Origin of the sequence: Paenarthrobacter sp. AMU7 (assembly GCF_041200195.1) — a bacterium.
Taxonomy (GTDB): Bacteria; Actinomycetota; Actinomycetes; order Actinomycetales; family Micrococcaceae; genus Arthrobacter.
Map to the genome: position 1 here is coordinate 2,451,576 of NZ_CP165735.1, position 23,567 is coordinate 2,475,142.

The window sequence follows — 23,567 nt, forward strand, 5'->3', positions numbered from 1 at the left end:
CTTGGTCCCGGACCCCGCAGGCGGGATCACAGTCGCTGTTCTTCCATCCTAGCCCGCTGCGCTGTCCCACGTCAGGGCACGGTAAAGACGTTGATCCGGAATTTCGCGGTGGTGGACACAGAACCAGTGGGCTCGCCCATCTGTCCCTGATCCCGGAGATGGTGGCCGGCAGGACCCATGTAGGCGAGGTCGCCCATCTGCGGTCCGGTCAGCTCCAAGGGCACATCCAGTCCGTACACCGCAGCGGGGCTGAAATACTCCTTCATGGTGTCAGCCAGACGTTCCTCCTTGCCCTCTTCGATGCCCAGCATTCCTGTCCTGGCAGCAACCTCGGCGAGATGGCCCGGCCGGGGTGTCACCACGATCAGTTTCCCGCCTGGGCGGGTGACCCTCGCGAACTCGGCTGGGTTGCGCGGGGCAAAGACCACCATGACCACGTCCACCGAATTGTCAGCCACCGGTAAAGGACGCCAAATGTCCCACACGAGGTTTGCCGCCTGGGGGTTGAGCCGGGCCGCCCTGCGGAGCGCGAACTTGGAGATGTCCAGGCCGATCGCAGCAGCCCCGGATTCTTCGACAACCGCGTGGAGGTAGTGACCTGTGCCGGTGCCTGCATCCAGAACCACCGCACCGGGAAGGCGGAGCGCGCCGGCCGCTTCTTCGGCGACGGCGGCGGCTAAAGCAGCGTAGTGGCCTGCGTCCAGGAACCGGTGACGTGCTGCCACCATGGCTGCAGTGTCGGATTCAAAGACTGTTCCCTTGCCAGTCAACAGATTGAAGTACCCCTGTTTGGCGGAGTCGAAAAGGTGCCCGGACGCGCAAGCCAACGTCCTCTGCGGATCTTCCTTCAGCTGGAGCGCTCCTTGGCACAGCGGACAACGGAGGGCAGCGACGGCTTCGGACAACATGGCTTCAATCCTACGGCTGGACGGAGTGTCAGGTGCCGGGCGCCGGGCTCCCGGGCTAGGCTCACCCTCGTGAAACCCGAGCAACTGCCACTGCTGAACTCCGTGTCCGCCCCTGCCATCCACCCCGATGGGACCAAGGCGGTGGTTTCTGTCACCAGGCCGGATTTTGACGCAGACAGTTATGTTGGCCAACTGTGGACGGTCCCCTTGGACACCACCAAACACCCGCGTCGCATTACCCGCGGCTTCAGGGACAGTTCGCCTGCCTTCTCACCCGACGGCCTTGTCCTGGCCTTCCTCAGAAACGATCCGGCCGGCAAGCCGCAAATATTCGTCGTGGAAGCTGCCGGCGGCGAGCCGCAGCGGATCACAGATCAGCACACCGGAGTGGCAGGATTCGTGTGGGCGCCCGATTCGCACCGGATTGCTTTCCTGGCGCGCGTCCCGGAACAAGGGCGTTACGGAACGGTGGAGGGTGTGACCTCCGGCGGCGAGGATGCCCGACTGCTCACTGCGAACCAGTACAGAATGAACGGCGTGGGGTACACCTCCGATCAGCGCCAGCAGGTCTTCGTTGTTGAAGTACCGGAATTAGGCGGTGAGCCCGCGGTAGCGCCCCGTGGGCGCGCGGCCCACGAACAGCCAGCACCTGCTGCGCCCGGGATTCCAGCGGCCAGGCAACTGACGTTTGGTGATTCAGACCACGAGTCCCCGTGCTTTTCAGCCGACGGCGCGCACCTCTACTTCGTGGCGGCGCTGCATGAAGGGCACGACGACGATCTTGTCACCTCGGTTTACAGGGTGGAGGCCGGCGGAAGCCAGCCGTCCGTCGTCGAACCATCCAATGCAGGCCTTCAAACCGTCACCGGAGTCCGGGCCTCCTTGGATGGACGCTGGCTGTTCTATACCGCCCAGGGCCTGGGCACTACAGGCAAGGACTTTGTTGCCCGGAACGGTGTCCTGTACGTCATGCCGGTGGACGGGGGAGAAGCAACGGCCCTGACCGATGAAGAACATCTGGACGTTTCAGGGCCCTTGGAACCGAGCGGACCTGCCAGCGTGCTTGTCCTGAATACCGCCCTGGGCAGCGTTGAACTGCTCGACGTGCCCGCCGATGGCGAGATCATGCCGCTGGTCCATGGTGCCCGGGTAGTCATTGGCGCAACGGTTGCCGCCAACGGTGAGATCGCCGTGAGTCTCGCGGACGCTTCAACCATGGGCGACGTCGCTTCCCTGGTTCGTGGGGAACTGCGCTTGTTGACCGACTTCTCAGCCGCGCTCAGGAACAATTCCCGCGTCAGCGAGCCCTTGGACTTCGACACCGAATCCTCTGATGGGCATCCGGTGCATGGTTGGCTGGTCCTGCCGGACGGGCCCGGACCGCATCCGGTGCTGCTGTCCATCCACGGTGGTCCATTCGCCCAGTACACGGGAGCTTATTTCGATGAAGCGCAGGTCTACGCTGCCGCCGGATACGCAGTAGTGATGTGCAATCCCCGTGGCTCAGCCGGTTACGGCCAAACGCACGGCCGCGCCATCAAAGGGCGCATGGGAACCTTGGACATGCAGGACGTGCTGGCATTTCTGGATGCGGCCTTGGCCGCCCATAGCGCGGTGCTGGACAAGGACCGGGTGGGCATCATGGGTGGTTCCTACGGGGGTTACCTGACCGCCTGGACCATCGCCCACGATCACCGCTTCAAAGCAGCAATCGTTGAACGCGGATTCCTGGACCCGGTCAGCTTCGCGGGGTCCTCGGATATCGGCTGGTTTTTCGGCGGTGAGTACACGGGTGGCACTCCTGAGCAGATGACGGCCCAGAGCCCCATGGCAGTTGTGGGTGCCGTTCAAACTCCAACGCTGGTGGTGCACAGCGAAAACGATCTTCGATGCCCCATCGAACAAGGGCAGCGCTACTACTCACACCTGAAGGCCCAGGGCGTTGAGACCGCTTTGTTGGTTTTCCCCGGCGAGGACCACGAGTTGTCCAGGTCCGGGACGCCGCACCACCGCAAGCAGCGCTTTGACCACATCCTTGACTGGTGGGCACGGCATTTGCCTACTGCCTCGAATCAAGCGGAGGGCCACGTGCACTAACCCAGCGGGCCGCTTGACCTGACCCTGGCCGTCAGCGCAGGAAGCCCAGGCTCCGGCGTGCATCCTCGATCTCCGGCGTTGCCCAGCGGGCCGAGTGCTCCGCGTTACTGGATAACGACCTGATTTCGGCACGGTCCAGGTACAGCGTGCCGAGGAGATGGTCCGTCTCATGTTGCACTATGCGCGCCTGCCAGCCTGAGAACCATTCCTCCACTGGCTCACCCGCGGGCGTAACGTAGCTCAGTTCTACATTCCGGTGACGGGTCACCACAGCCTGGTAACCGTTGACGGAGAGGCAGCCCTCATAGAAGGAGGCCGTCTCCACCCCCAGCGGACGGCACTGCGGGTTCACGATGGCGAAAAACTCCATATGCTCCCGATGCCGTACCGCGGCGGAGGCGGGGTCAAGATCGTACTGGTCCTCCAGCACGGCCAACTGCAGGGGGATGCCCAGCTGGGGTGCAGCCAACCCGACGCCGGGAGCGTCGTGCATCACCTCGCGCATCCGCTCCACCAACGCCATCAGTTCGACGTCGTCCAGCTGGCCATCGAAGGGGGCGGCGAGTTGACGCAGCACGGGGTGTCCAGCCTGGACGATCATGGGAAGTTCTTCCGCATCAAGCAACCTGCGGACAGCGTCCCGGATCTGGGTGGGGTTGTAGTCCGTGGCTGGGCTCGCGGCCTCGTGATGAGGTTGATGGTTCATGGCACGAGCCTATCGCCATGCCAGTCTGTTGCGTTGGGCTAGGCTCGATGAATGACCGATTCATCTTCTTTGGACCACGTATTGGGGTTCGTCAGTACTGTTGAAGCCGGCGGCGGAGCTGCTGAGCTGCGGCCCTACCTTGCAGAGGACTTCCAACTCACGGAGTGGCCCCATGCGTTGTCCAAAACAGGTTCCACCAGGAACCTGCAGGACACTCTGGCCGGCGCCGACCACAGCAAGGACATTGTTGCCGATCAGCGTTTCGAGGTGGTCCGCACCACCAGCGAAGGCGACCGCGTGGTACTCGAGATGAACTGGTCGGCCACGCTGCTCCTTGACCTCCCGCACTGGGACCGCGGCGATACCATCAGGGCCAGGAGCACAGCGGTCTTTGAGCTGCGGGACGGGCTGATAGTCAGCCAGGATACGTACGACTGCTATTACACGACGCCGGAGTAGCTAACGCATGGTGAAACGCCGTTCCACCACCCCTGCTATTGATGGAAGCCCGAGCACGCCGGCGAAGAACCTGTTCCGGGCGTCCATGACCGACGGTGGCAACGGCCTGCCCAGCGCCATGTTAAGTCCGGCCTGACGCGAAGCCCGTTGGGCCGCCTTTTTGCGGGACCGTTCGAAATGCTCCAGCAGCCGCCCCACGTCGGCCCCACCAAATGAAGCATCCATGATCGGTGCAAGTGCCGCAGCGTCCAACCAGCCCAGATTCATGCCTTGACCACCGATCGGACTGATTTCGTGGGCGGCGTCGCCGAGCAACACCACCCGGCCGTGGACCATTCGCGCCGCAAGCCGGGACCGCACCTCGAAGGCACTCAGCATGGTGTTGCTGCGGGCGTCCGGAACTTCGCCCGTTCTGGCGCCGATCAGCTCAGCCAGCCCGGCCGCCGTCGTGCCCTTGTCCGGTGACCCCAGCCTCACCACCCATCGGCGTACTCCGTCCGGCAGCGGAAACGACTCCACAATCCCGGCCGGTTCCAGATAGAGGACGGCATCCGTGCCATGGCGAGTGGCATCAGCGAAATCACCCATGATGTAGCAGTCCGGATAGCTCCGTGACGGCAAGTGCGGCAGGATCCTTTGGCGGATCGCTGAGTGCGCCCCGTCGGCGGCTACCACCAACCGGGCGCGGAACTCCAGGCCTCCAACGGCTGAATCCGCCAAGACGCGCACGGACCTGAAGTCATCCACCACTTCCTGGACATCCGCACCGCGGACGATCGCCGCGGAGTCCAGATCCATGACAGTCCTTTCCAGGACCTTTTCGGTAACCGTCTGCGGTACCGCAAGGATGAACGGGAAGTGGGGGTCGCCGTCGAACGCCAGCCGGGCAACCATGCGCCCCTGGCTGTAGGCAACTCCACGGTGGATATGAACGCCGGCCGCAATCAACTCCCCGGCAACCCCGGCGCTGGCCAGCTCCGCCAACGCCGGTGGATGGATACCGATGGCCCGCGAACTGTCACTGTGGCTGGCCCTCCGTTCCAGTATCCGCACCTGATGCCCTTGCTGAAGCAACAGGGCTCCCATGAACAGTCCCACGGGCCCGGCACCGACAATCACTACGTCAAACATTCTCTTCCCTTGTTTCCGAATCCGGGCGCTCCTCGTGGACCAGCAGGTGATGCCAAAGACCGTTTGCCTGGACCCTCCAACTCGCCGGAACGGTGGATGCCAGTTCCGCGGCGGTGTAGCTGCGCTTGATGGATACAAGGCCGTCGCCCCAGATAAAGGAGCCCAGGCCCAAGGGCCAGAAAAAGGCCATGAACAGCAGGTAGGAGACGTTGCTGCGTTTGAGGTCGTTGTGGAGGACGAGGCCGCGGCTGAGCGCCTCCGAGTCGCGCAGGACACCGGCGATCTGCCCGGCGTCGAGGTGGTGAAGGATGTGGTTGGAGATGACGAAATCGAACACCAGCCCTTCTGCGACGAGCTCGGAACTGTGTGCTTGACGGTAGGTGACACCCTCCATCGCGGGAAGCTTCGCGGCAAAGGCAAAAGCCCTGGCATCCGGATCGATCGCAGTCACAGTGAGACGGAAGCCATCCTTCCGGGCCCACCCAGCAAGGCTCCGTGCCACGTCACCGCTGCCGCACCCGATGTCCAACAGCGACGCTGCGCCCTTGGCAGCCAACACCGGGCGGATCCTGCGGCGATAGGTACCGCGCCACCCCGAAAGAAGACTGTTGACCACCGGAAACCTGGCATAGGTCCGGGTGAGGCGGTCGGGGTCGCAGTCAGCTCTGTCCATCTCCTCCACAGACGACAGATCCCTGTCCCGAAGGGACCCCCAAGGACTCACAGATCGGGGGAGACCAGCGTGAAGAGGCCCGTCTCCACCGTCAGGCCTGGACCGAACGCCATGGAACAGATACGTTCTTCGCGTTCGGTAGCGGCCTGGCCCAACATGTACTTCAGGACGAAGAGCACCGTAGCGCTGCTCATGTTGCCGTATTCACGCAGTGTCTCCCGGGCCGGAATCAATTGTTCCTGGGTCAGCTCCAGCTTGGACTCGACCTTGTCTAGGATGCTGCGGCCGCCCGGGTGGATGGCCCAGTGGATGATATCCCGGTAAGGGAGCCCAGTGAGATTGGGTTCCTTGGCGAGGAGTGGTTCCAATGCGCCTGTGATGTGTTCCTCGATGATGTGGGGTACGTAGGAGCCCAGCACCATTTCGAATCCTTCGTCGCCGATGTTCCAGGCCATGGCTTCCTCGCCCACAGGCGTGAGAACCGTTTCGAAGTGGTCCAGCCTGATGACTGGTTCCGGTCCTTCGGGTTCCCGGGCCGTCACGATGGCTGCCGCCGCGCCGTCACCGAAGATGGCCGAACCCATGATGGTGTCGGGATCGTTGGAGGTGCGGACGTGAAGGGAGCAGAGTTCAACACAGATGACCAGGACCACGGCCTCCGGATCAGCCACGCAGAACTGTTTGGCGGCTTTGAGGGCGGGGAACGCGGCGTAGCAGCCCATGAAACCCAGGTGGTAGCGCTGGACGGCAGGGTTCAGGCCCAAGGCCCTGACAACCTTGTAATCGGGGCCCGGGTTGAAGAAGCCCGTACAGGACACGGTGATGACGTGGGTGATGTCGTCGAGGTCGATACCGGAAGCTTGGGCAACCGCCGTCTTTCCGGCCTCCACAAACAGCTTGGTGGCTTCGGTAGCGAAAATTTCGTTGCGTACTTTGGTGCTGGGGCTAAGGACCCTGTTGGTTTCGGGGTCGAAGAACTTGGGATTCTCCGGATGGGCGTCAAGGCTGAGCTCGGCAACGGCCGTGTAGCGGGTGTCGATTGCCGCCGAGTCGAAACAGGTGGTGACCAGGCGCGTCCCCAGTCGTGTCAGGCCTGGTTGGGAGGCGAAGACTTCACGGGCCTGCTGCTGCACGAGGATTGTTGGCGGAACTGCGGTTTCAAGGGACCTCACGTATACCGGCATGCTTCATTCTTAGCGAGTAAACGGAGGAAGACAATGGCAGAATCGAACTTACTGACCGAGGCTGGTCACGGAAAGCCAGGCGACGCCGACGGGGGACTGTTGGGCAGCGTCGCCCCACAGATGGAGAAATGATGACTATTGCCGCGAGCACTGACACAGAGTTTCCCGAGCCGCATGTCGCAGACACCCACGATCTCATCAGGGTCCAGGGTGCGCGCGAGAACAACCTGAAGGACGTCAGCATCGAGATTCCGAAGCGCCGGCTGACGGTGTTCACGGGCGTCTCCGGCTCAGGAAAGAGCTCCCTGGTTTTCGCCACGATCGCTGCAGAGTCGCAGCGCATGATCAACGAAACGTACAGCGCTTTTGTCCAAGGGTTCATGCCCTCGCTGGCCCGCCCCGACGTGGACGTGTTGGAAGGCCTGACGACGGCCATCATCGTTGACCAGGAGCGCATGGGCTCCAACCCCCGTTCAACAGTTGGCACCGCCACGGACGCCAACGCCATGCTCCGGATCCTCTTCAGCCGTCTCGGCCAACCCCACATTGGTTCACCCAACGCCTACTCCTTCAACGTCCCCACAGTGAAGGCCAGTGGAGCCATCACAGTAGAGCGCGGCGAGGGAAAAACGAAGACAGAGAAAGCCACGTTCAACCGCTTGGGCGGCATGTGTTCACGCTGCGAAGGCATGGGATCCGTCAATGACTTCGATCTCACGGCACTCTACGACGACACCAAGTCGCTCAGCGAAGGCGCGCTCACCATTCCCGGGTACACCATGGATGGTTGGTATGGGCGGATCTTCAGCGGTTCCGGGTTCTTCAATATGGACAAGCCCATAGCCAAGTTCACCAAGAAGGAACTCCACGATCTCCTGTACCGTGAGCCCACCAAAATCAAGGTGGAGGGAATCAACCTCACCTACGAAGGCGTCATCCCCAAGATCCAGAAGTCGATGCTCAGCAAGGACGTGGACGCCTTGCAGCCCCACATCCGCGCATTCGTTGAGCGGGCCATCACGTTCACCACATGCCCGGAGTGCGAGGGCACCAGGTTAAGCCCCGAAGCACGGTCTTCGAAGATTAACGGCAAGAGTATCGCCGATGTCTGCACCATGCAGATCAGCGACCTCGCCGGCTGGATCCGCGAACTCCATGAGCCCTCAGTGGCGCCCCTCCTGAAAGGACTCCAGCACCTTTTGGATTCTTTCGCGGAGATCGGCCTTGGCTATCTGTCGCTCGACCGGCCTGCCGGCACGTTGTCCGGGGGAGAGGCGCAGCGTACCAAGATGATCCGACACCTGGGATCCTCCCTCACCGATGTGACGTACGTTTTTGATGAACCCACCATCGGACTCCACCCGCACGACATCGAGCGAATGAACCAACTGTTGCTGCAGTTGCGGGACAAGGGCAACACGGTGCTCGTGGTGGAACACAAGCCCGAAACGATCGCAATCGCAGACCACGTGGTTGACCTTGGCCCCGGCGCAGGAAGCGGCGGGGGCTCTGTCTGCTACGAGGGAGATCTGGAGGGTTTGCGGGGGAGCGACACCATCACTGGGCGCCACCTGGACGACCGTGCTTCGATCAAGGATTCAGTACGTTCCGCCACCGGCCAGCTGGAGATCCGGGGAGCCTCAACCAACAACCTCAAAAACGTCGACGTCGACATCCCCTTGGGCGTTCTCTGCGTTCTGACCGGCGTGGCAGGCTCAGGCAAAAGCTCACTGATCCATGGCTCGGTGGCCACGCGTGAGGGCGTGCTGGTGATCGACCAAGGCGCCATCCGCGGCTCGCGCAGGAGCAACCCCGCGACCTACACCGGACTCCTGGAACCCGTCCGTAAAGCCTTCGCGAAGGCAAACGGTGTGAAGCCGGCCCTGTTCAGCTCCAACTCGGAAGGCGCCTGCCCTACATGTAATGGCGCCGGTGTCATTTACACTGATCTCGGAGTCATGGCGACCGTGGAATCCACTTGTGAAGAATGCGATGGAAAGCGCTTTCAGGCATCAGTTCTGGAATACACGCTGGGGGACCGCAATATTGCAGAAGTGCTTGCAATGTCTGTGGATGAGGCGGAAGTCTTCTTCAAAGAAGGAGAAGCCAAAACGCCGGCCGCGCACAAAATTCTGGACCGCTTGGCAGATGTTGGCCTCGGCTATCTGACCCTGGGCCAGCCGCTGACCACGTTGTCCGGCGGTGAGCGCCAGCGCCTGAAGCTCGCCACGCAGATGTCCGAAAAGGGGGACATCTACATCCTGGACGAGCCGACCACCGGCCTGCACCTGGCCGATGTCCAAAATTTGCTGGGAATGCTGGACCGCCTGGTGGAGTCGGGCAAATCCGTGATTGTGATCGAGCACCACCAAGCAGTGATGGCGCACGCCGACTGGATTATCGACCTGGGACCTGGCGCAGGACACGACGGCGGAACGATAGTTTTCGCCGGAACGCCGGCTGAGCTTGTGGCCGGGAAATCAACGCTGACGGGCAAGCACTTGGCGGCTTACGTAGGTGCCTGACGGCTCCAAGCACTGCTGGCCGATAGATTTACGCCGGCCAGCAGTGCCGTTGCGGGCTTTTCCGCGGTAGATCTCAGGCAGGACCCTCACCCCTTCCTGATACCTTTCTAGAACGCCGATAATCTACATTATGTAAAGTAAGGTGAATGAGGTCCTCCCCGTTCACGCCGAACTTCGCACTCGTGCGGCCAGCATTGGGCTGACGTCAGGACATTCTGCGGCGCCGAGTCAGGGAAACCAACCGTCTTCGCTGCACTTGACCCTTGCTGCACTCCTGCTAGTATCGAAAAAACGAAAGCATGTCCTATCAAAAGAACAAAGGGTGACATACTCGGCGCGTCGTACGTAGTGGCGGAGCGGAGTTGAGCCGGGAACGCGGGGAACATTCAGTGGCGAATCAACTTGGCCTGAACATCGACCGATCCTCCCCCGTGCCCCTTTACCATCAGGTTGTCCAAGGCATCGAAGCCGCGATCCACAGCGGCCTCCTGGAGCCCGGAAGTCGGCTGGATAACGAGATTGACCTCGCAGCACAGCTCAACCTGTCCCGGCCCACCATGCGTAAAGCCATGGATGAACTGGTCCGTTCCGGCCTTCTGGTCCGCAAACGCGGCGTCGGAACCCAGGTGGTCTCCAGTCAGGTTCGTCGGCCGCTGGAGCTCTCAAGCCTGTTTGACGACCTCACCAACAACGGCAAGAAACCCACCACGGAAGTACTGAGTTTCTCCCACATGGAGGCTGACGCGCCAACTCTGGCAACTCTGCAACTCCCGGCCGGTTCCAAGGTTTACCACTTCACCCGCCTACGCAAAGTGGGCGGTAAGCCATTGGCGTTGATGGAGAACTGGGTTCGCGACGACATCGCCACTATGGACGAAGCCATGCTTGCGGCCGAGGGCCTCTATGCGATTCTGCGCAGGGGTGGTGTGAACTTCCGCTTGGCCACGCAGCGGATCGGCGCAATGATCGCCAATGACTACCAGGCACCCCTTCTTGAAACCGACGTCAACTCTGCTTTGGTCACCATGGAACGTACCGCGGTAGACGACACCGGGCGACGGGTCGAAACCGGCCATCACGTGTACCGCGCCGATTCCTACAGCTTTGAAATGACCCTCGTACAGCGCTAAACGCAAAGGACTCCCCTGCCATGACCAATTGGGTCTACCCCCTGGGCACCGCCGCAGACGGCGACTGGGATATTTCACTCGGAACCTCCGACTCCGCAACGGTGGTGGACGGCTGGGCCCATACGGGACTGAAGGTCGCGACGCTCGCCGCGGGCGCCGCCGTCGAACTTCCAGCGGTGAGTGAGGAACGGATTGTGGTTCCCCTCAACGGATCATTCACTGTCACAGTGGACGGCGTCGAACACCCCCTTGGGGGACGATCATCCGTATTCAACGGTCCCACTGACGTCTTGTATTCAGGCATAGGCAAAGCAGTCACCATCAGTTCGTCCGACGGCGGTCGCGTCGCTGTCGCCACTGCCCCGGCACAAGCCTCCCACCCAACGCGACTGGTAACAGCTGCTGAGACGCCGGTTGAATTGCGTGGAGCCGGCAATTGCTCACGGCAAGTCCACAATTTCGGGACACCGGCTGCCCTGGAAGCAGACCGTTTTATTGTCTGCGAGGTCATCACCCCTGCCGGCAACTGGTCCTCCTATCCCCCGCATAAGCATGATGAGGAGAAGGACGGAGAAACGCACCTCGAGGAAATCTACTATTTCGAGACCCAGGTTGCCGCCGGCTCCGGCGCTCCTTCCGACGCGGATGCCATTGGCTACCAGCGGGTATATGCCTCTGATGAGCGCCCCATTGATGTTTCGGCAGAGGTCCGCACGGGTGACGTAGTCCTGGTTCCCTACGGCTGGCATGGCCCCGCCATGGCGGCACCTGGCTATGACATGTATTACCTCAACGTGATGGCTGGTCCCGGACCGGTCCGGGAATGGCTCATCAGCGACGACCCCCACCATGGCTGGGTCCGGCAGAGCTGGGACGGCCAGGACATCGACCCACGGCTTCCGTTCGGGGTTTGATCCGGCCGATGGCCTTTCGCTGCAAAGAGAAAGCCTCCTCCAGAATCCTTTGGATCCTGGAGGAGGCTTTTCGTTCGTCAGAACGTGACTGTCAAGGCCACCTTTACCGGCGATCCGGTGACCAACGATTCCTGGGCCGCGTCTGCCACCCGGGATGCTGCTACGGCATCTTCAGGCGTGCACGGGTTCTCCCGCTCCCCCAGAATCAACTCAACGAATGCCGCCACTTCGGTGCGGTATGCCGCCTCGAAGCGCTCGGCAAAGGTCTGGTGCGGATTCCCCGCCGGGAAGTTGACACCCGGTTCAGCCGAAACCATGGCAGTCTTCGCGTCCAAGCCCACCATGACTGATTTGTTGGAACCCTGGATCTCCAGGCGGACGTCGTGGCCCGCCCCGTTGTAGCGGCTTGCCGAGACTGTTCCCATGGTGCCGTCGTCGAAGGTAACCACGGCAAGTGCCGTGTCCACATCGCCCACAGCACCAATGGCGGGATCACCGTTGTTGGAACCCTTGGCATACACCTCAACGATTTCCCGCCCTGTCAGCCAGCGGAGGATGTCGAAATCGTGAACCGAGCAGTCGCGGAACAGACCGCCGGATGTCGCCAGGAACTCCACTGGCGGCGGGGTCATATCGCAGGTAACGGCACGCAACGAATGGATCCACCCCAGTTCTCCGGCCTGGTAGGCGCGTTGAGCTTCGAGGTAGCCCGCGTCGAACCGGCGTTGATGGCCGATCTGCACCACGCCGTTTTTGTCCCTGACGTAGTCCAGCACCGGAAGCGCATCAGCCACGTTCATTGCCACCGGCTTCTCGCAGAAGACCGGAATGCCGGCGTCCACGCCCGCCCGAATGAGCTCGGCGTGTGTCCCTGTTCCAGTGGCTATGACCAGGCCGTCCAGTCCGGACGCGACGAGTTCCGGGACAGTCGGCACAAATTCAGCGCCGAGGTCCGCCGCGACCGTCCTCGCGTGGTCAGATGCAACGTCAGTGAGGCGAAGCCGCACGTTGACACCTTTGTTACTGAGGTCCGCGTTCAAGGCAGTGATGTTGTTCGCGTGCATGACGCCGATGCGTCCCACGCCGACCAAGCCGAGAATGATGTCTTTCATGATGTTCCTTCCGGGAAAGTACTGCTAAAGGATCGGGTGGGCTGAGCCGTCATGTCGCCTTCGCCAGGGAACACGATTCCCACCTGGCGGCGGATCCCGTCAGCAACTTCAAGTGTGCGAATGGAATCTGCGAGCATTCGTTGGCCCGCCTGCAGGCCACCCTCGGCAATGGTGCGGGCCACGGCTGCAGCCTCGTAGTGCAGGCCTTCGAAATGTCCGCCTCGTGCTTCGTTGTAACGAAGCCGGTGCCCCTCGGGAAATCTGACTTCGAACGCGCCCGGCATATTAAAGGGGCCTTCAATCACCAGAGTCGCCAGGGTTCCCACAATCGTGGCTGCCGTGGGTGTGAAATTGTGCAGGTGGGTGTTCACGGTTGCCTGCGCGCCGCCGTCGAACGACATGATGGCTGATAATTGGGCATTGACCCCTGTCATGTGGGGCTGCCCCAATGCGTGAAGCCGGAGCGGACTGCCCAAAACCTCCGTGACCAGTGCAAGCGGGTACGTCCCGAGGTCAAGAAGTGGGCCTCCGGCCAGTTCGGGATTAAAAATGCGGTGCGCGGGATCGAAGTGCTCACCATACTCGGCAACAACAGTGGTGATGGTACCCAGCGTTCCGGCCTCCAGGAGTTGCCTGATCACATCGAACTTCGGCAGGAAGAAGGTCCACATGGCTTCGGCGGCAAACACTCCCGCGGCCCCTGCCCGCGCAGCAATGTCCTTCGCTTCGCGGGCATTGAGCCCCAGGGGCTTTTCGATCAGTACATGCTTGCCGGCGTCGATCGCCAATACCGCTGACGCGTGATGCACGGTGTGGGGCGTACAGACGTAGATAATGTCCACGTCCGGAGCTGCGGCAAGTTCCTCATAGCTGCCATAGGCGGCTGGTATGTTGAATGCCTCCGCAAAGGCTTTTGACCGGCTTAGCGAACGGGATCCGACGGCGGTTATCACCTGCCCGGTATGCGCCTGGACAGATTCCGTGAACCGTTCGGCGATCCACCCCGGTCCCATGATGCCCCAGCGAAAGGCCGGAGCATCCCGGGATTCCGGGACACGGGACTGTGGCAGCAAAGCAGGCCTCATGAATAGCTGACTTTCGTAGAGGCACCGTCGTGGTGCAGTGACTGGATCATTGCCTGCGCAACGAGTGCTGCGTTGAGTCCTTCCTGCGCGCCGGCCAGCGGAGGCTTCCCTCCGGTGGCAAGTGCGGAGATCCAGGCCTGCAACTGGATCCGGTACGCATCGGCGAACCGGGGACGCCAGTCAGGCGGAATGGCCTGCTGCTTTGTTCCGTCCTGTTCCATACCGAGCAGGGAAGTATCCCCCAATGCCGTAGTTCCCAGCTCGGAGACCACCTCACAGCGTGTGGTGTAGCCGTACCGGGCATTGAGGTACAACTCCAAAGTAGTGAGTGTTCCATCTGCGGTACGAAGTGTCATGAACGACGGATCCTGAAGCCCGTCTCCTGCATTTCGGGTGCACTTTCCTGCCTGCCACGACACTTCTGCAATGGGCGAGTCCAAGAGCCAGGGAATGATATCCAGCTCGTGAATCGCTGAATTGGTAATGGCGGATTCCGAAGTGGTTCCGGGTGCTGCGGAAGCATTGCGACTGATGCAATGAACCATCAAGGGCTCCCCTTGCGACCTCTCCTGCACGGTTTTCCGGAGTGCCACGTAGCCAGGGTCAAAACGCCTCATAAAACCAAGGGAAAGAAGCGAGGTTCCCGTTGCGGCAACCATGTCGGCGTCAGCAGCCACCACTTCCAGGCTTTCCAAAAGCGTCGGTGCCAGCGGCTTCTCGCACAGCACCGGAGTCATCGCATCGAAGCACTCCAAGACCAAACCGGCGTGGGTGGAATCGTGCGAGGCGACTACCACGGCGTCCACCACACTGGAATTGATCAGTTCTGACGGGTCAGTAGTGACGCGCGCTGAAGCCGGCGCCGCCGCGGCGGCGCGTTCGGCGTCGAGATCTGCCACAAAAGTGACTTCGGCTCCGCCGACGGTGGTGGAGAGGTTCCTGATGTGGTCCGCGCCCATGATTCCGGCGCCAATGACGCCTACACGGATCGGCATGGTGTTCCCTTCTGATGTATGACGTGAGTCCCGCCTGGATGGAGTGCACAGCGACGCGGGGTGCTCCGGAACAAGCTCCGGAACACCCCGCCTCCTGCTCGCGTCAGGCGTGTTTCGGACCGCCCGCGTTCACAGTGTCGTCGACGTCGGCAACCTCGGCCTTGACCGCTTCGACCACATCGCCATGGCCCCCCAACTGCTCCAGCTCGTGGGCGAGTTCGGCAAGCTCTGCACCGCCGGCCATCTGGGCTGTCAGCTCGTCCAGGGTGATGTCCTTCTTGTCGTAGTAGCCAATCGATTTGCCGCGTTTGAGCAGCAGGAACCGATCACCCACGGGGAAGGCGTGGTGCGGGTTATGGGTGATGAAGATAACGCCCAAGCCGCGGTCGCGGGCCTGGAGGATGTAGCGCAGAACCACACCTGACTGTTTGACGCCCAACGCCGCCGTGGGTTCGTCCAGAATGAGGACTTTGGCGCCAAAGTACACGGCACGGGCAATCGCGACACACTGGCGTTCGCCGCCGGAAAGCTGCCCAATGGGCTGCTCCACATCGCGCAAGTCAATGCCCATCTCGGCCAGTTCCTTGAGCGTGATGGCCTTCATCTGTTCAACATCCATGCTCTTGAACGGTCCGAAGCCCTTGGTTAGCTCCGAGCCGAGGAAGAAGTTCCGCCAGATCGGCATCAACGGAACCACTGCAAGGTCTTGGTAAACAGTTGCGATACCCGCATCCAAGGCATCACGGGGTGAACCGAACTTTCGCTCCTCCCCCATGATGTTGAGCAGGCCTTCATCGTGCTGGTGGAGGCCCGCGATGATTTTGATCAGCGTTGACTTGCCCGCGCCGTTATCGCCCAGCACACAGGTCACTCGGCCGTTGTCCACGGCCATGGTGACGTCACTCAGCGCGATGATGTTGCCGTAGTGTTTGCCCACTCCCTCAAGGGAGAGAAGGTGGACAGGTGTATGGGTCAGGGGGTCGCTTTCGTTCTTAAGCAGTGTTTCCTGGTCGATTGCTTTTGCATTCATTTCCTTGGCCCCTTACTTGAGTTCCGCGCGGCGCTTGACGATGAGGTTGACGATGGTGGCGAGCAACAGCATCAGGCCCAGGAAGAACTTGAACCAGTCCGGGTTCCACTGTGCGTACACAATTCCCTTGTTGGCCATGCCGAAGATAAACGCGCCGATGGCACCGCCGACCGCTGAACCGTAGCCACCCGTCAGAAGGCACCCACCGATGACTGCGGCGATGATGTAGAGAAACTCATTGCCCACGCCTTCGCCGGACTGCACCGTGTCGAAAGCGAAGAGGTTGTGCATGCCCAGGATCCACCCGCAGAAGCCAACGCCCATGAACAGCCCAATCTTGGTGGCCTTGACCGGAACGCCGACAGCCCGGGCGGCATTCGCGTCGCCTCCGACTGCGAAGATCCAGTTCCCTACCCGGGTCCGCATGAGAACCCAGGTGGCGACCGCTACGAGGGCGATCCAGATGAACACTGTGATCTTGACGTCGATGCCCGCGATGTTCACCGACGAAGCGAAGACCCCGCGTGCGGTGTCGAAGCCGTCCATGTTCGAGATGGACGGTGAGGAGACAGAGCCACCGATCAACCGGGTCAAACCCAGGTTCAAGCCGGTCAGCATCAGGAACGTTGCGAGGGTGACGATGAAGCTGGGGAGCTTGGTCTTCATGAGGATCCACCCGTTGATGAAACCTATGGCCAGTGACACCACCAAGGCCAGGATCACACCGACCCAGACATTGGTGCTGAAGTACCAGCTGAACATCGAGGCAGTCAGGGCCGACGAGATCACAGCGACGCCTGTGGAAAGGTCGAACTCTCCACCGATCATCAGAAGTGAGACACCAACGGCCATGATTCCGATGGTTGAGCTTCCGTACAGCACGGTGGCGAGGGCGTTGGGTTGGGTGAACGTCGGGGAGACCAAAGCAAAGAAGATAAAAAGTACGATGGCACCGACGAGGGCACCCACCTCTGGCCGGCCGAGCATCTTCTGCAGTGGGCTGCGGCGGGCGACCCGCTCATCAAGGGCGGGAGGAGTGAGCTTTTGAGTGATGGTCATGATAATTCTCCTTGTTGCCGGGCCGGCCGTTGGGCCGGCCCGGCCAGCTGGCTGTTAGCGGATACCCTGTTCAGCGAACTTCAGGACGTCGGCAGCGTTGGACTGATCAACGATGGCAGGTCCCGTGAGCACTGACTGCCCGCCGCCGACTTTGAAACCGCCACGCTTGTTCTGCCACAGCGCATCCACGGCCCCGTAACCCTGGAGCCACGGCTGCTGGTCCACAGTGAACAGGACGCTGCCATCGGCAACCTTTTGGGCGAGTTCCTTATTGAGATCGAAGCTCGCGACCTTTGCCGAACTCCCGGCCGTGCTGACTGATTTCAACAGTGTCAGGGTGATGGGCGCACCGAGGCCGATGATGACGTCGGCATCCTTGGAGGCCTGCAGTTTTGCAGTGGCCGTTGACTCCACCGATGTCATGTCAGCTCCATTGACGTAGAGGATCTCCGTCCCAGGGACTTTTGCCTTAACACCTGCGCACCGGGCTTCCAGTCCTACGTGCCCTTGCGCCTGGATGACGCATACCGGGTGCTTGTATCCGCCCTCTGCCAGGCGCGAACCCACTGCCTCACCGGCGAGCTTTTCATTTGAACCAAAGTGCGTAAACGCTCCAAGCTGCGCGGAGGCCGCCTCCCCCGCATTGAAGCTGACGATCGGAATGCCGGCGTCCGCTGCCTTCTTCAAGGCATCTTTTAATGCATCCGGGGTGGCAAGCGTTACGGCGATGCCGTCAACCTTCTGATCCACAGCCTGCTCAATGAGCTGCGCCTGCCGGCCGGCCTCCGGATCGGAGGTGTACAGGAGCTCCACATTGTCCTTCGCCGCGGCTTCCTCAGCACCTTTCCGTACGGTGTCCCAGAAGGTGTCACCCGCGGGTGCGTGGGCAATCAACGCAATCTTCATCCGCTCCGTAGTGGCCACCTGGCCTCCCCCACCGGCGGAGCCAGCCTCGGGAGCCCTCCCGCCGGTACTCGAACAAGCACTCAGAGCCACCATCGGCACAACTGCCGCAACCAGTGCTGCTTTGCGCCACGAAAAACCAGTCACCATAATCTCCTTTGATCCCAGGCCCGGGCCGCCACCTTGCAGCCTCCGGAGCACCGTCTACGTTTGATCATGGTGATTTGGCTCACGAATGTCAATAGTTTGTCCTGACATTAGTATGTTTGGACGTAGCCGCCGCTGGTTTTATTGCCTGCCCGCCGCGGGGACAGCGGTTGTTCCCCGGATAACCAAAGCTGGCTCGATCAACTTCCTGTGGGAACCCGCCGGGTTGCCTTGGATTCGATCCAGCAGCGCCCGCGCCACCGCCATGCCCACCATGTCGCTGCGGTTGTCCACGGACGTCAGCTCCAAAAAGCGCGACTTCGCCAAGGACGAATTGTCATAACCGACCAACGAAATATCCTCCGGCACCGTCAGGCCGCGGGACTTTATGGCGCCGAGGGCGCCCAGCGCCATGGTGTCATTGGCAGCGAAAATCGCTGTAATGCCGGGATGATGGTCCAAAAGCCAGCAAGCGGAGGCGTAGCCGTCCTCTTCCGAGGTACCTCCCTCCTCCCCCACAATCACCGGATCCATGCCGGCCTGGCGGGTACGCCACTGAAAACCATCCCTTCTGTGGGCAGCGGCGCCACCAGTTCCCGAAAGGTGTCCGATGCTGCGATGCCCAAGGCGCATCAGGTGGTCCGCGGCCATGGCGCCGCCACCATCGTCATCGTTGGTTATCAGGCTTACCGCCTCCGGCACGCCATGACGCCACCCAGCCACGACGGTGGGAACCTCGGCGCCGCCCAGCGCAGTGCCCCCAGGTTCCGCCGCAATGACCAACCCATCAACGTGCATCGCCAGCAAGCCATCCGCGGCCTCCTTGATGCGGTTTTCACCCGGACGCGAGTCAGCGAGCATGACCTGGAAGCCCGGTTCCGTCAGGACGGATTCCATCCCGCGCAGCAGGTCAACAAACCATAGGTTGCGGTAGTCGTCGATGACGAGCCCGATACTTTTAGTCCGGTTGCTCGCGAGCGTGGTCGCCGCCCGACTGGGACGGTATCCCAGCTCCGCAATGGCATTCCGGACCGCCTCGCGGCGCTTGTCACTGACCCGATCAGGGTTCTGCAGGACCAGCGAAACGAGCGACGGCGAGACGCCGGCCGACTTTGCGACATCGTAAATGGTTGGTCGTCGAGCCTGGGGTATGCGTGGAGTCATGAGGCATATCCCCCACGGGCCTGGTCACGGCACAGGCAATGATTGACAGGACATATAGACATAGTTACGCTCAAAGTCAGCATACAAAATTGTAGCGCTACAAAATGCCGTTGAGCCTCCCGCCACGGCTGAATTTCAAAGGAGAAATCATGGCTGACAGCCTTGGTGTCGCGGTTATCGGCGCAGGTATGGCCGGTAAGGCCCACGCGGCGGCCTACCGGACAGCGTCTACCCTCTACAGCCCGGTGTTGCCGCAGATCCGATTGGTTTCCATAGGTGACGTCAACGCCGAATTCGGCTCACTTGCTGCCCGCCGCTTTGGCTACGAGCGCCATGACACCTCGTGGCAGGCCATCGCCGAAGCAGACGATATTGACGTCGTCAGCGTGGTCATTGCCAACTCGCTCCATCGCGAGGTAGTTGAAGGCCTCCTGGCCGCCGGCAAGCACGTGCTGTGTGAGAAGCCCCTCAGCGATTCGTTGGAGGACGCTCGCGCCATGGCCGAAGCTGCGCGGGCTGCCGAGAGCCGCGGAAACCTGGCCCGAATCGGCTTCACCTTCCGCCGCACCCCGGGCATTGCCTATATCCGGGACCTCATTCAGAACGGTGTTCTTGGCAACGTCCTGCACTTCAGCGGCCGGTACTGGACCGACTACGGCTTCAGCCCCTCCGCCCCCATGAGCTGGCGCTATAAGGGCGGCCCCGGTTCCGGCGCGCTGGCCGACGTCGGAAGCCACCTGACCTATGTTGCCGAATTCCTCTGCGGCGACATCAAATCCATCAGCGGCGGCCGCCTGACCACCGCGATCGACAAGCGGCCCCTGCCGCTGAGCGCCGTCATGGGTCATGACCACGTTGCCGTCAGCGACACCTTCGAGGCCGTCGAGAACGACGACTATGCAGCCTTCAACGCAGAGTTCGCCAACGGCGCCGGCAGCTTCGAGGTCTCCCGCGTCGCCGCAGGACACGCCAACAGCCTCCAGTTTGAGGTCTTCTGCGAAAACGGCGCAGCAAAGTTCGACCAGCGCCGCCCCAGCGAAATCCAGCTGTTCCTCACCGACGGGTCCGGCAACGAGAATGGCTACCGCCAAGTCATCCTCGGCCCAGGCCACCCCTACATCACTGGCGGGCTGGCCATGGACGCTCCGGAGGTCGGCTTCGGCCAGAACGATGCGTTCGGTTACCAGGCCCGCGCGTTCCTTGAAGAAGTGGCAGGGCTCAGCGATGAAGCATCACTGCCCCGCTGCGCCACGTTCGAAGACGGCGTACGCAACATGGAACTTCTCGGCGCCGTTACCGAATCCGCCCTGAACAACGGAAAGAAGATCCAGCTATGAAGCTCGGCGTCTACAACGCGATTCTCCATGACCGTCCCCTGCCGGAGGCTTTGAAGGTCATTGCGGATCTGGGACTTACGGGAATTGAAATCAACACCGGCGGTTTCCTGCCTGCCGTGCACGTCCCAACTTTTGACGAGATCCTTCAGAGTGATGCCGCCCGTGACGATTACCTCGGAATTTTCGAGGGAACCGGGGTTTCCATTGCAGGGTTGAACTGCAACGGCAACCCGCTGCACCCCAAGCGCGAAATCGGTGAGAAGCATGCCGAAGACATCCGCCGCTCGATCCGTTTGGCCGAACGCCTGGGACAGAACCGCGTGGTGACGATGTCCGGTCTGCCCGGCGGTGAGCCCGGAGCCACAACGGTCAACTGGGTGGTCAACGCTTGGAATTCCGCAGCACTGGATGTACTCGACTATCAGTGGGGCGTCGCCGCGGAATTCTGGAAGGAAACCGACCGCCTTGCTGCGGACCATGGGGTAAAAGTGGCCTTGGAACTGCACCCGCAGAACATCGTCTTCAACACCGCGGACGTCCACAAACTGATTGAGCTCACGGGCGCCACGCACGTCGGGGTCGAGCTGGACGCTTCCCACCTGTTTTGGCAGCAGATGGACCCGGTCGCTGTAGTCCGCGAACTGGGGCCGCTGGTGTTCCAGGCAGCCGCCAAGGATGTCCGCGTCAACACGGAGAATGCTGCACTCTACGGCGTACTGGACAACAGCTTCCGTCGGCTTTCCCCAGAGGAGAACCGCACCAACCTCGGCGGGGACGAATGGGCCAACGAATGGCCGAAAAATTCCGCGTGGGACTTCGTGGCCCTGGGCCGGGGACACGATACGGGGTTCTGGACAGAGTTCCTCCGCGCACTGCATGAGGTGGACCCTGAGATGCTGGTCAACATCGAGCATGAAGACGTCTCCCTCGGCCGGATCGAAGGATTGCAGGTGGCAGCCCAAGTTCTGCTGGACGCAGATTCGGCTCTTTCAGCTTCCTTGAAGCCTGCCCAAGGCTAGACGGCTTTGAACTGTCGGGCATGACATCCCGACCCTGAGGGGGACAGCGCCAACGCGCCGTCCCCCTCATCTTTTCCCCTGGGACACCGACAGGAGGAAAGATATGCGCATTGGCATTGTCGGCTGCGGAACAGGGGGAAGCGGCAACTTCCATAACCGCCGCTGGGATGCGGACATCCTGACGCTCGCCACGGTGTTGGCATCAGGCGAGCCGGGTGAGCTATGGCGCGCGCAGGGCCAGCATGGGCTCGTCCCGTCTGCGCAGGAAAACTACGCCGGCTTCTACACAGAATTCGCAGGGGCAATCCGTGGCGAAGGCACCCCAACCAGTTCCGGCGTCAGAAGGGATCCATACCCTCGAAGTCCTTGACGCGGCCCGCCCGTAGCGCGCTGGAGAATGTTGTGGTTGCACTCTGAAGAGGCCCTGCTCCAAGCGCAGAAAACGCCCGATGCCTGCCGGCGTCGGGCGTTTTCCGCCTGGCTGGCAACAAGCACAGCCTCGGAGGACAGCAATGCTGCCAGTCAGCCGCTTACGCCGGCTTTCTCTTTGAAAAGGTGCTCCAGTTCCTCAAGGGACTTGCCTTTGGTCTCCGGAACAGTGCGCTTGACCCACACAATGGCGCACAACTGCAGCGCCACGAAGATAAAGAATGTCGCGGAGACTCCCATCAACGAGACCAACTGAGGGAAAAAGAAGCCGATCAGGAAGTTGATCATCCACAAGACAAAGACGCAGATACCCATACCGATGCCACGGACGTGCATCGGGAAGATCTCGGACATGGTCAGCCACGTCACGGTTCCAATACATCCCTGCATGGAAGCAAGGAATGTCACCATGAACAGCAACACCAAGTAGCCACGCAACGTACTTTCCGGCAAGGCAAGGGAGATAAGCGCAATGGCAGTCAGTGATGACGCCGTCCCCATCAACCCCACAATGAGCATGGGCTTCCGGCGCACCCGCGTCATCAAATACATGCCTACGATGACGGCTGCTACGGACGTCATGCCGTTGAGGACGTTGGCAATCAGGGCCCCTTGGTCCCCAAAACCGGATGAGGACAAGATGGTGGTCCCGTAATACATGATGGCATTGACGCCGCTGATCTGGTTGATGATGGCCATGCCAAGACCGACCACGAAGATCCTGCGTATCCAGGGGACGGCGAGATCCTTGAACGTGCCGAGCTTGGACTGATAGTCCTCCCTGGCCGCCTGGCGCACTTCGTCGAACTCAGCCCCGACATCCCCTGCACTCCTTGTCGAGCGCAGAACTTCCAGGACTTCGCCGAATCGACCGGCTGACGCCAGCCAGCGTGGGCTCTCCGGCAGGACGAGCATGCCGAACCATAGAATCACGGCGGGAAGCGTGGCAATCACCAGCATCCAGCGCCACACGTGCATCTCTTCAGGGAACAGGTTTCCCAGCACCGCGTTGGAAGTAAAGGCCAGGAACTGGCCGGTGACGATCATGAGCTCGTTCTGCGTGACGATCCTGCCGCGCTGGGCAGCCGGCGACATTTCGGCCAGATACACGGGAACGATGACCGATGCACCGCCGACGGCGAGACCCAGGACTGTACGGGCAAGGACCAGGAGCTCCGTGCTTGGCGCCAGCGAGCAACCCACGGTGGCAAAGGCGAAGACCAGGGCCAGGCCCATGATCGTCCTGCGCCTTCCAAACCGGTCAGACAACCGGCCCGCGCTGATCGCGCCAAATGCCGCGCCGAACAGCAGCGTTGAGGTGACAAGGCCCTCGGTCAGCGGTGTCAGGCCGAGGTCTTTCTGCATGAACGGCAAAGCACCATTGATCACGCCGGTGTCATAGCCGAACAGCAGTCCACCGAACGTGGAGAACAGCGCTACCTTGCGGAGGAATTTCTTTGGATCAGACGGCTTGCCGGTCTTCCCGGAAGTGGCGGGAGGGGCAGCTGTCCGACCAGTGTCGGTCTCGATGGAAGAAGACTTGGTCATGGTTTCCTTTCC

The 23,567-nt window shown here is 61.4% G+C and carries 21 protein-coding genes; 8 read left to right on the forward strand and 13 right to left on the reverse strand.

Features of this window, described 5'->3' with window-relative positions; translation table 11 throughout:
* Positions 1 to 71: 71 nt before the first annotated feature.
* Positions 72 to 908 (reverse strand): putative RNA methyltransferase, encoded by an 837-nt coding sequence (locus ABQM86_RS11195; protein WP_337340300.1) that lies wholly within the window; start codon positions 906 to 908, stop codon positions 72 to 74.
* 69 nt (positions 909 to 977) lie between these two features.
* Here ABQM86_RS11195 and ABQM86_RS11200 point away from each other — a divergent pair, with 69 nt between their 5' ends.
* On the forward strand, positions 978 to 3,005 hold the full coding sequence (locus ABQM86_RS11200) for a prolyl oligopeptidase family serine peptidase (protein WP_369744426.1): 2,028 nt from the start codon (positions 978 to 980) through the stop codon (positions 3,003 to 3,005).
* A 31-nt stretch (positions 3,006 to 3,036) separates the two neighbouring features.
* On the opposite strand, the gene ABQM86_RS11205 is transcribed toward ABQM86_RS11200, so the two are convergent.
* Positions 3,037 to 3,711: a peptide deformylase gene (locus tag ABQM86_RS11205; RefSeq protein WP_369744427.1), complete on the reverse strand. Its 675-nt coding sequence runs from the start codon at positions 3,709 to 3,711 to the stop codon at positions 3,037 to 3,039.
* 51 nt (positions 3,712 to 3,762) lie between these two features.
* On the opposite strand from ABQM86_RS11205, the gene ABQM86_RS11210 reads away from it, so the two are divergent.
* Entirely contained in the window at positions 3,763 to 4,170 is a 408-nt protein-coding gene (locus tag ABQM86_RS11210) for a nuclear transport factor 2 family protein (RefSeq protein ID WP_369744428.1), read from the forward strand.
* Here the strand turns inward: ABQM86_RS11210 and ABQM86_RS11215 are convergent, their stop codons facing one another.
* Genes ABQM86_RS11215 through ABQM86_RS11225 form a run of 3 tightly spaced genes read right to left on the reverse strand, consistent with a single transcriptional unit; the run spans position 4,171 to position 7,158 of the window.
* Complete coding sequence (locus tag ABQM86_RS11215; RefSeq protein ID WP_369744429.1) at positions 4,171 to 5,301, reverse strand: FAD-dependent oxidoreductase; 1,131 nt, start codon at positions 5,299 to 5,301, stop codon at positions 4,171 to 4,173.
* A complete protein-coding gene (locus ABQM86_RS11220) occupies positions 5,294 to 5,974 on the reverse strand; it encodes a class I SAM-dependent methyltransferase (protein ID WP_369744430.1) in 681 nt (226 codons plus the stop codon). Before ABQM86_RS11220 ends, ABQM86_RS11215 begins: the two co-directional genes overlap by 8 nt.
* 47 nt (positions 5,975 to 6,021) lie before the next feature.
* Complete coding sequence (locus ABQM86_RS11225) at positions 6,022 to 7,158, reverse strand: type III polyketide synthase (protein ID WP_369744431.1); 1,137 nt, start codon at positions 7,156 to 7,158, stop codon at positions 6,022 to 6,024.
* Positions 7,159 to 7,289: 131 nt separating this feature from the next.
* Between ABQM86_RS11225 and ABQM86_RS11230 the strand changes: the two genes are divergently transcribed.
* The 3 genes from ABQM86_RS11230 to iolB all read left to right on the forward strand — a co-directional run bounded on the left by ABQM86_RS11230 (position 7,290) and on the right by iolB (position 11,727).
* Entirely contained in the window at positions 7,290 to 9,683 is a 2,394-nt protein-coding gene (locus ABQM86_RS11230) for an ATP-binding cassette domain-containing protein (protein WP_369744432.1), read from the forward strand.
* Between the two features lie 389 nt (positions 9,684 to 10,072).
* Positions 10,073 to 10,813, forward strand: coding sequence for a GntR family transcriptional regulator (locus ABQM86_RS11235; protein WP_207593601.1), 741 nt, complete (start codon positions 10,073 to 10,075; stop codon positions 10,811 to 10,813).
* Positions 10,814 to 10,833: 20 nt separating this feature from the next.
* Positions 10,834 to 11,727, forward strand: a complete 894-nt coding sequence (gene iolB, locus ABQM86_RS11240) for a 5-deoxy-glucuronate isomerase (protein ID WP_207593602.1) — start codon at positions 10,834 to 10,836, stop codon at positions 11,725 to 11,727.
* Positions 11,728 to 11,804: 77 nt separating this feature from the next.
* Here iolB and ABQM86_RS11245 read toward each other — a convergent pair whose 3' ends face one another.
* The 7 genes from ABQM86_RS11245 to ABQM86_RS11275 form a co-directional block, all read right to left on the reverse strand.
* Complete coding sequence (locus ABQM86_RS11245; RefSeq protein WP_369744433.1) at positions 11,805 to 12,839, reverse strand: Gfo/Idh/MocA family oxidoreductase; 1,035 nt, start codon at positions 12,837 to 12,839, stop codon at positions 11,805 to 11,807.
* Entirely contained in the window at positions 12,836 to 13,924 is a 1,089-nt protein-coding gene (locus tag ABQM86_RS11250) for a Gfo/Idh/MocA family protein (protein WP_369744434.1), read from the reverse strand. The genes ABQM86_RS11245 and ABQM86_RS11250 overlap by 4 nt, the downstream gene beginning before the upstream one ends.
* A complete protein-coding gene (locus ABQM86_RS11255) occupies positions 13,921 to 14,919 on the reverse strand; it encodes a Gfo/Idh/MocA family oxidoreductase (protein WP_369744435.1) in 999 nt (332 codons plus the stop codon). The genes ABQM86_RS11250 and ABQM86_RS11255 overlap by 4 nt, the downstream gene beginning before the upstream one ends.
* A 103-nt stretch (positions 14,920 to 15,022) precedes the next feature.
* Complete coding sequence (locus tag ABQM86_RS11260) at positions 15,023 to 15,949, reverse strand: ATP-binding cassette domain-containing protein (protein WP_089595159.1); 927 nt, start codon at positions 15,947 to 15,949, stop codon at positions 15,023 to 15,025.
* Between the two features lie 12 nt (positions 15,950 to 15,961).
* Entirely contained in the window at positions 15,962 to 17,008 is a 1,047-nt protein-coding gene (locus ABQM86_RS11265) for an ABC transporter permease (RefSeq protein WP_354513376.1), read from the reverse strand.
* Positions 17,009 to 17,062: 54 nt separating this feature from the next.
* Positions 17,063 to 18,058: a substrate-binding domain-containing protein gene (locus ABQM86_RS11270; protein ID WP_207597561.1), complete on the reverse strand. Its 996-nt coding sequence runs from the start codon at positions 18,056 to 18,058 to the stop codon at positions 17,063 to 17,065.
* Positions 18,059 to 18,199: 141 nt separating this feature from the next.
* Positions 18,200 to 19,222: a LacI family DNA-binding transcriptional regulator gene (locus ABQM86_RS11275; protein ID WP_369744436.1), complete on the reverse strand. Its 1,023-nt coding sequence runs from the start codon at positions 19,220 to 19,222 to the stop codon at positions 18,200 to 18,202.
* A gap of 149 nt (positions 19,223 to 19,371) precedes the next feature.
* Between ABQM86_RS11275 and ABQM86_RS11280 the strand changes: the two genes are divergently transcribed.
* From ABQM86_RS11280 to ABQM86_RS11290, 3 genes are all read left to right on the forward strand, one after another.
* Positions 19,372 to 20,559 carry a Gfo/Idh/MocA family protein gene (locus ABQM86_RS11280; protein WP_369744437.1) on the forward strand — a complete coding sequence of 396 codons (1,188 nt, stop codon included), beginning with the start codon at positions 19,372 to 19,374 and terminating at the stop codon, positions 20,557 to 20,559.
* A complete protein-coding gene (locus ABQM86_RS11285) occupies positions 20,556 to 21,578 on the forward strand; it encodes a sugar phosphate isomerase/epimerase family protein (RefSeq protein ID WP_369744438.1) in 1,023 nt (340 codons plus the stop codon). The genes ABQM86_RS11280 and ABQM86_RS11285 overlap by 4 nt, the downstream gene beginning before the upstream one ends.
* A 103-nt stretch (positions 21,579 to 21,681) precedes the next feature.
* The gene (locus tag ABQM86_RS11290) at positions 21,682 to 21,948 is read left to right on the forward strand and encodes a hypothetical protein (RefSeq protein ID WP_280622895.1); all 267 of its coding nucleotides are present in this window, start codon (positions 21,682 to 21,684) and stop codon (positions 21,946 to 21,948) included.
* Positions 21,949 to 22,100: 152 nt separating this feature from the next.
* On the opposite strand, the gene ABQM86_RS11295 is transcribed toward ABQM86_RS11290, so the two are convergent.
* On the reverse strand, positions 22,101 to 23,555 hold the full coding sequence (locus tag ABQM86_RS11295; protein WP_369744439.1) for a sugar porter family MFS transporter: 1,455 nt from the start codon (positions 23,553 to 23,555) through the stop codon (positions 22,101 to 22,103).
* Positions 23,556 to 23,567 lie beyond the last annotated feature (12 nt).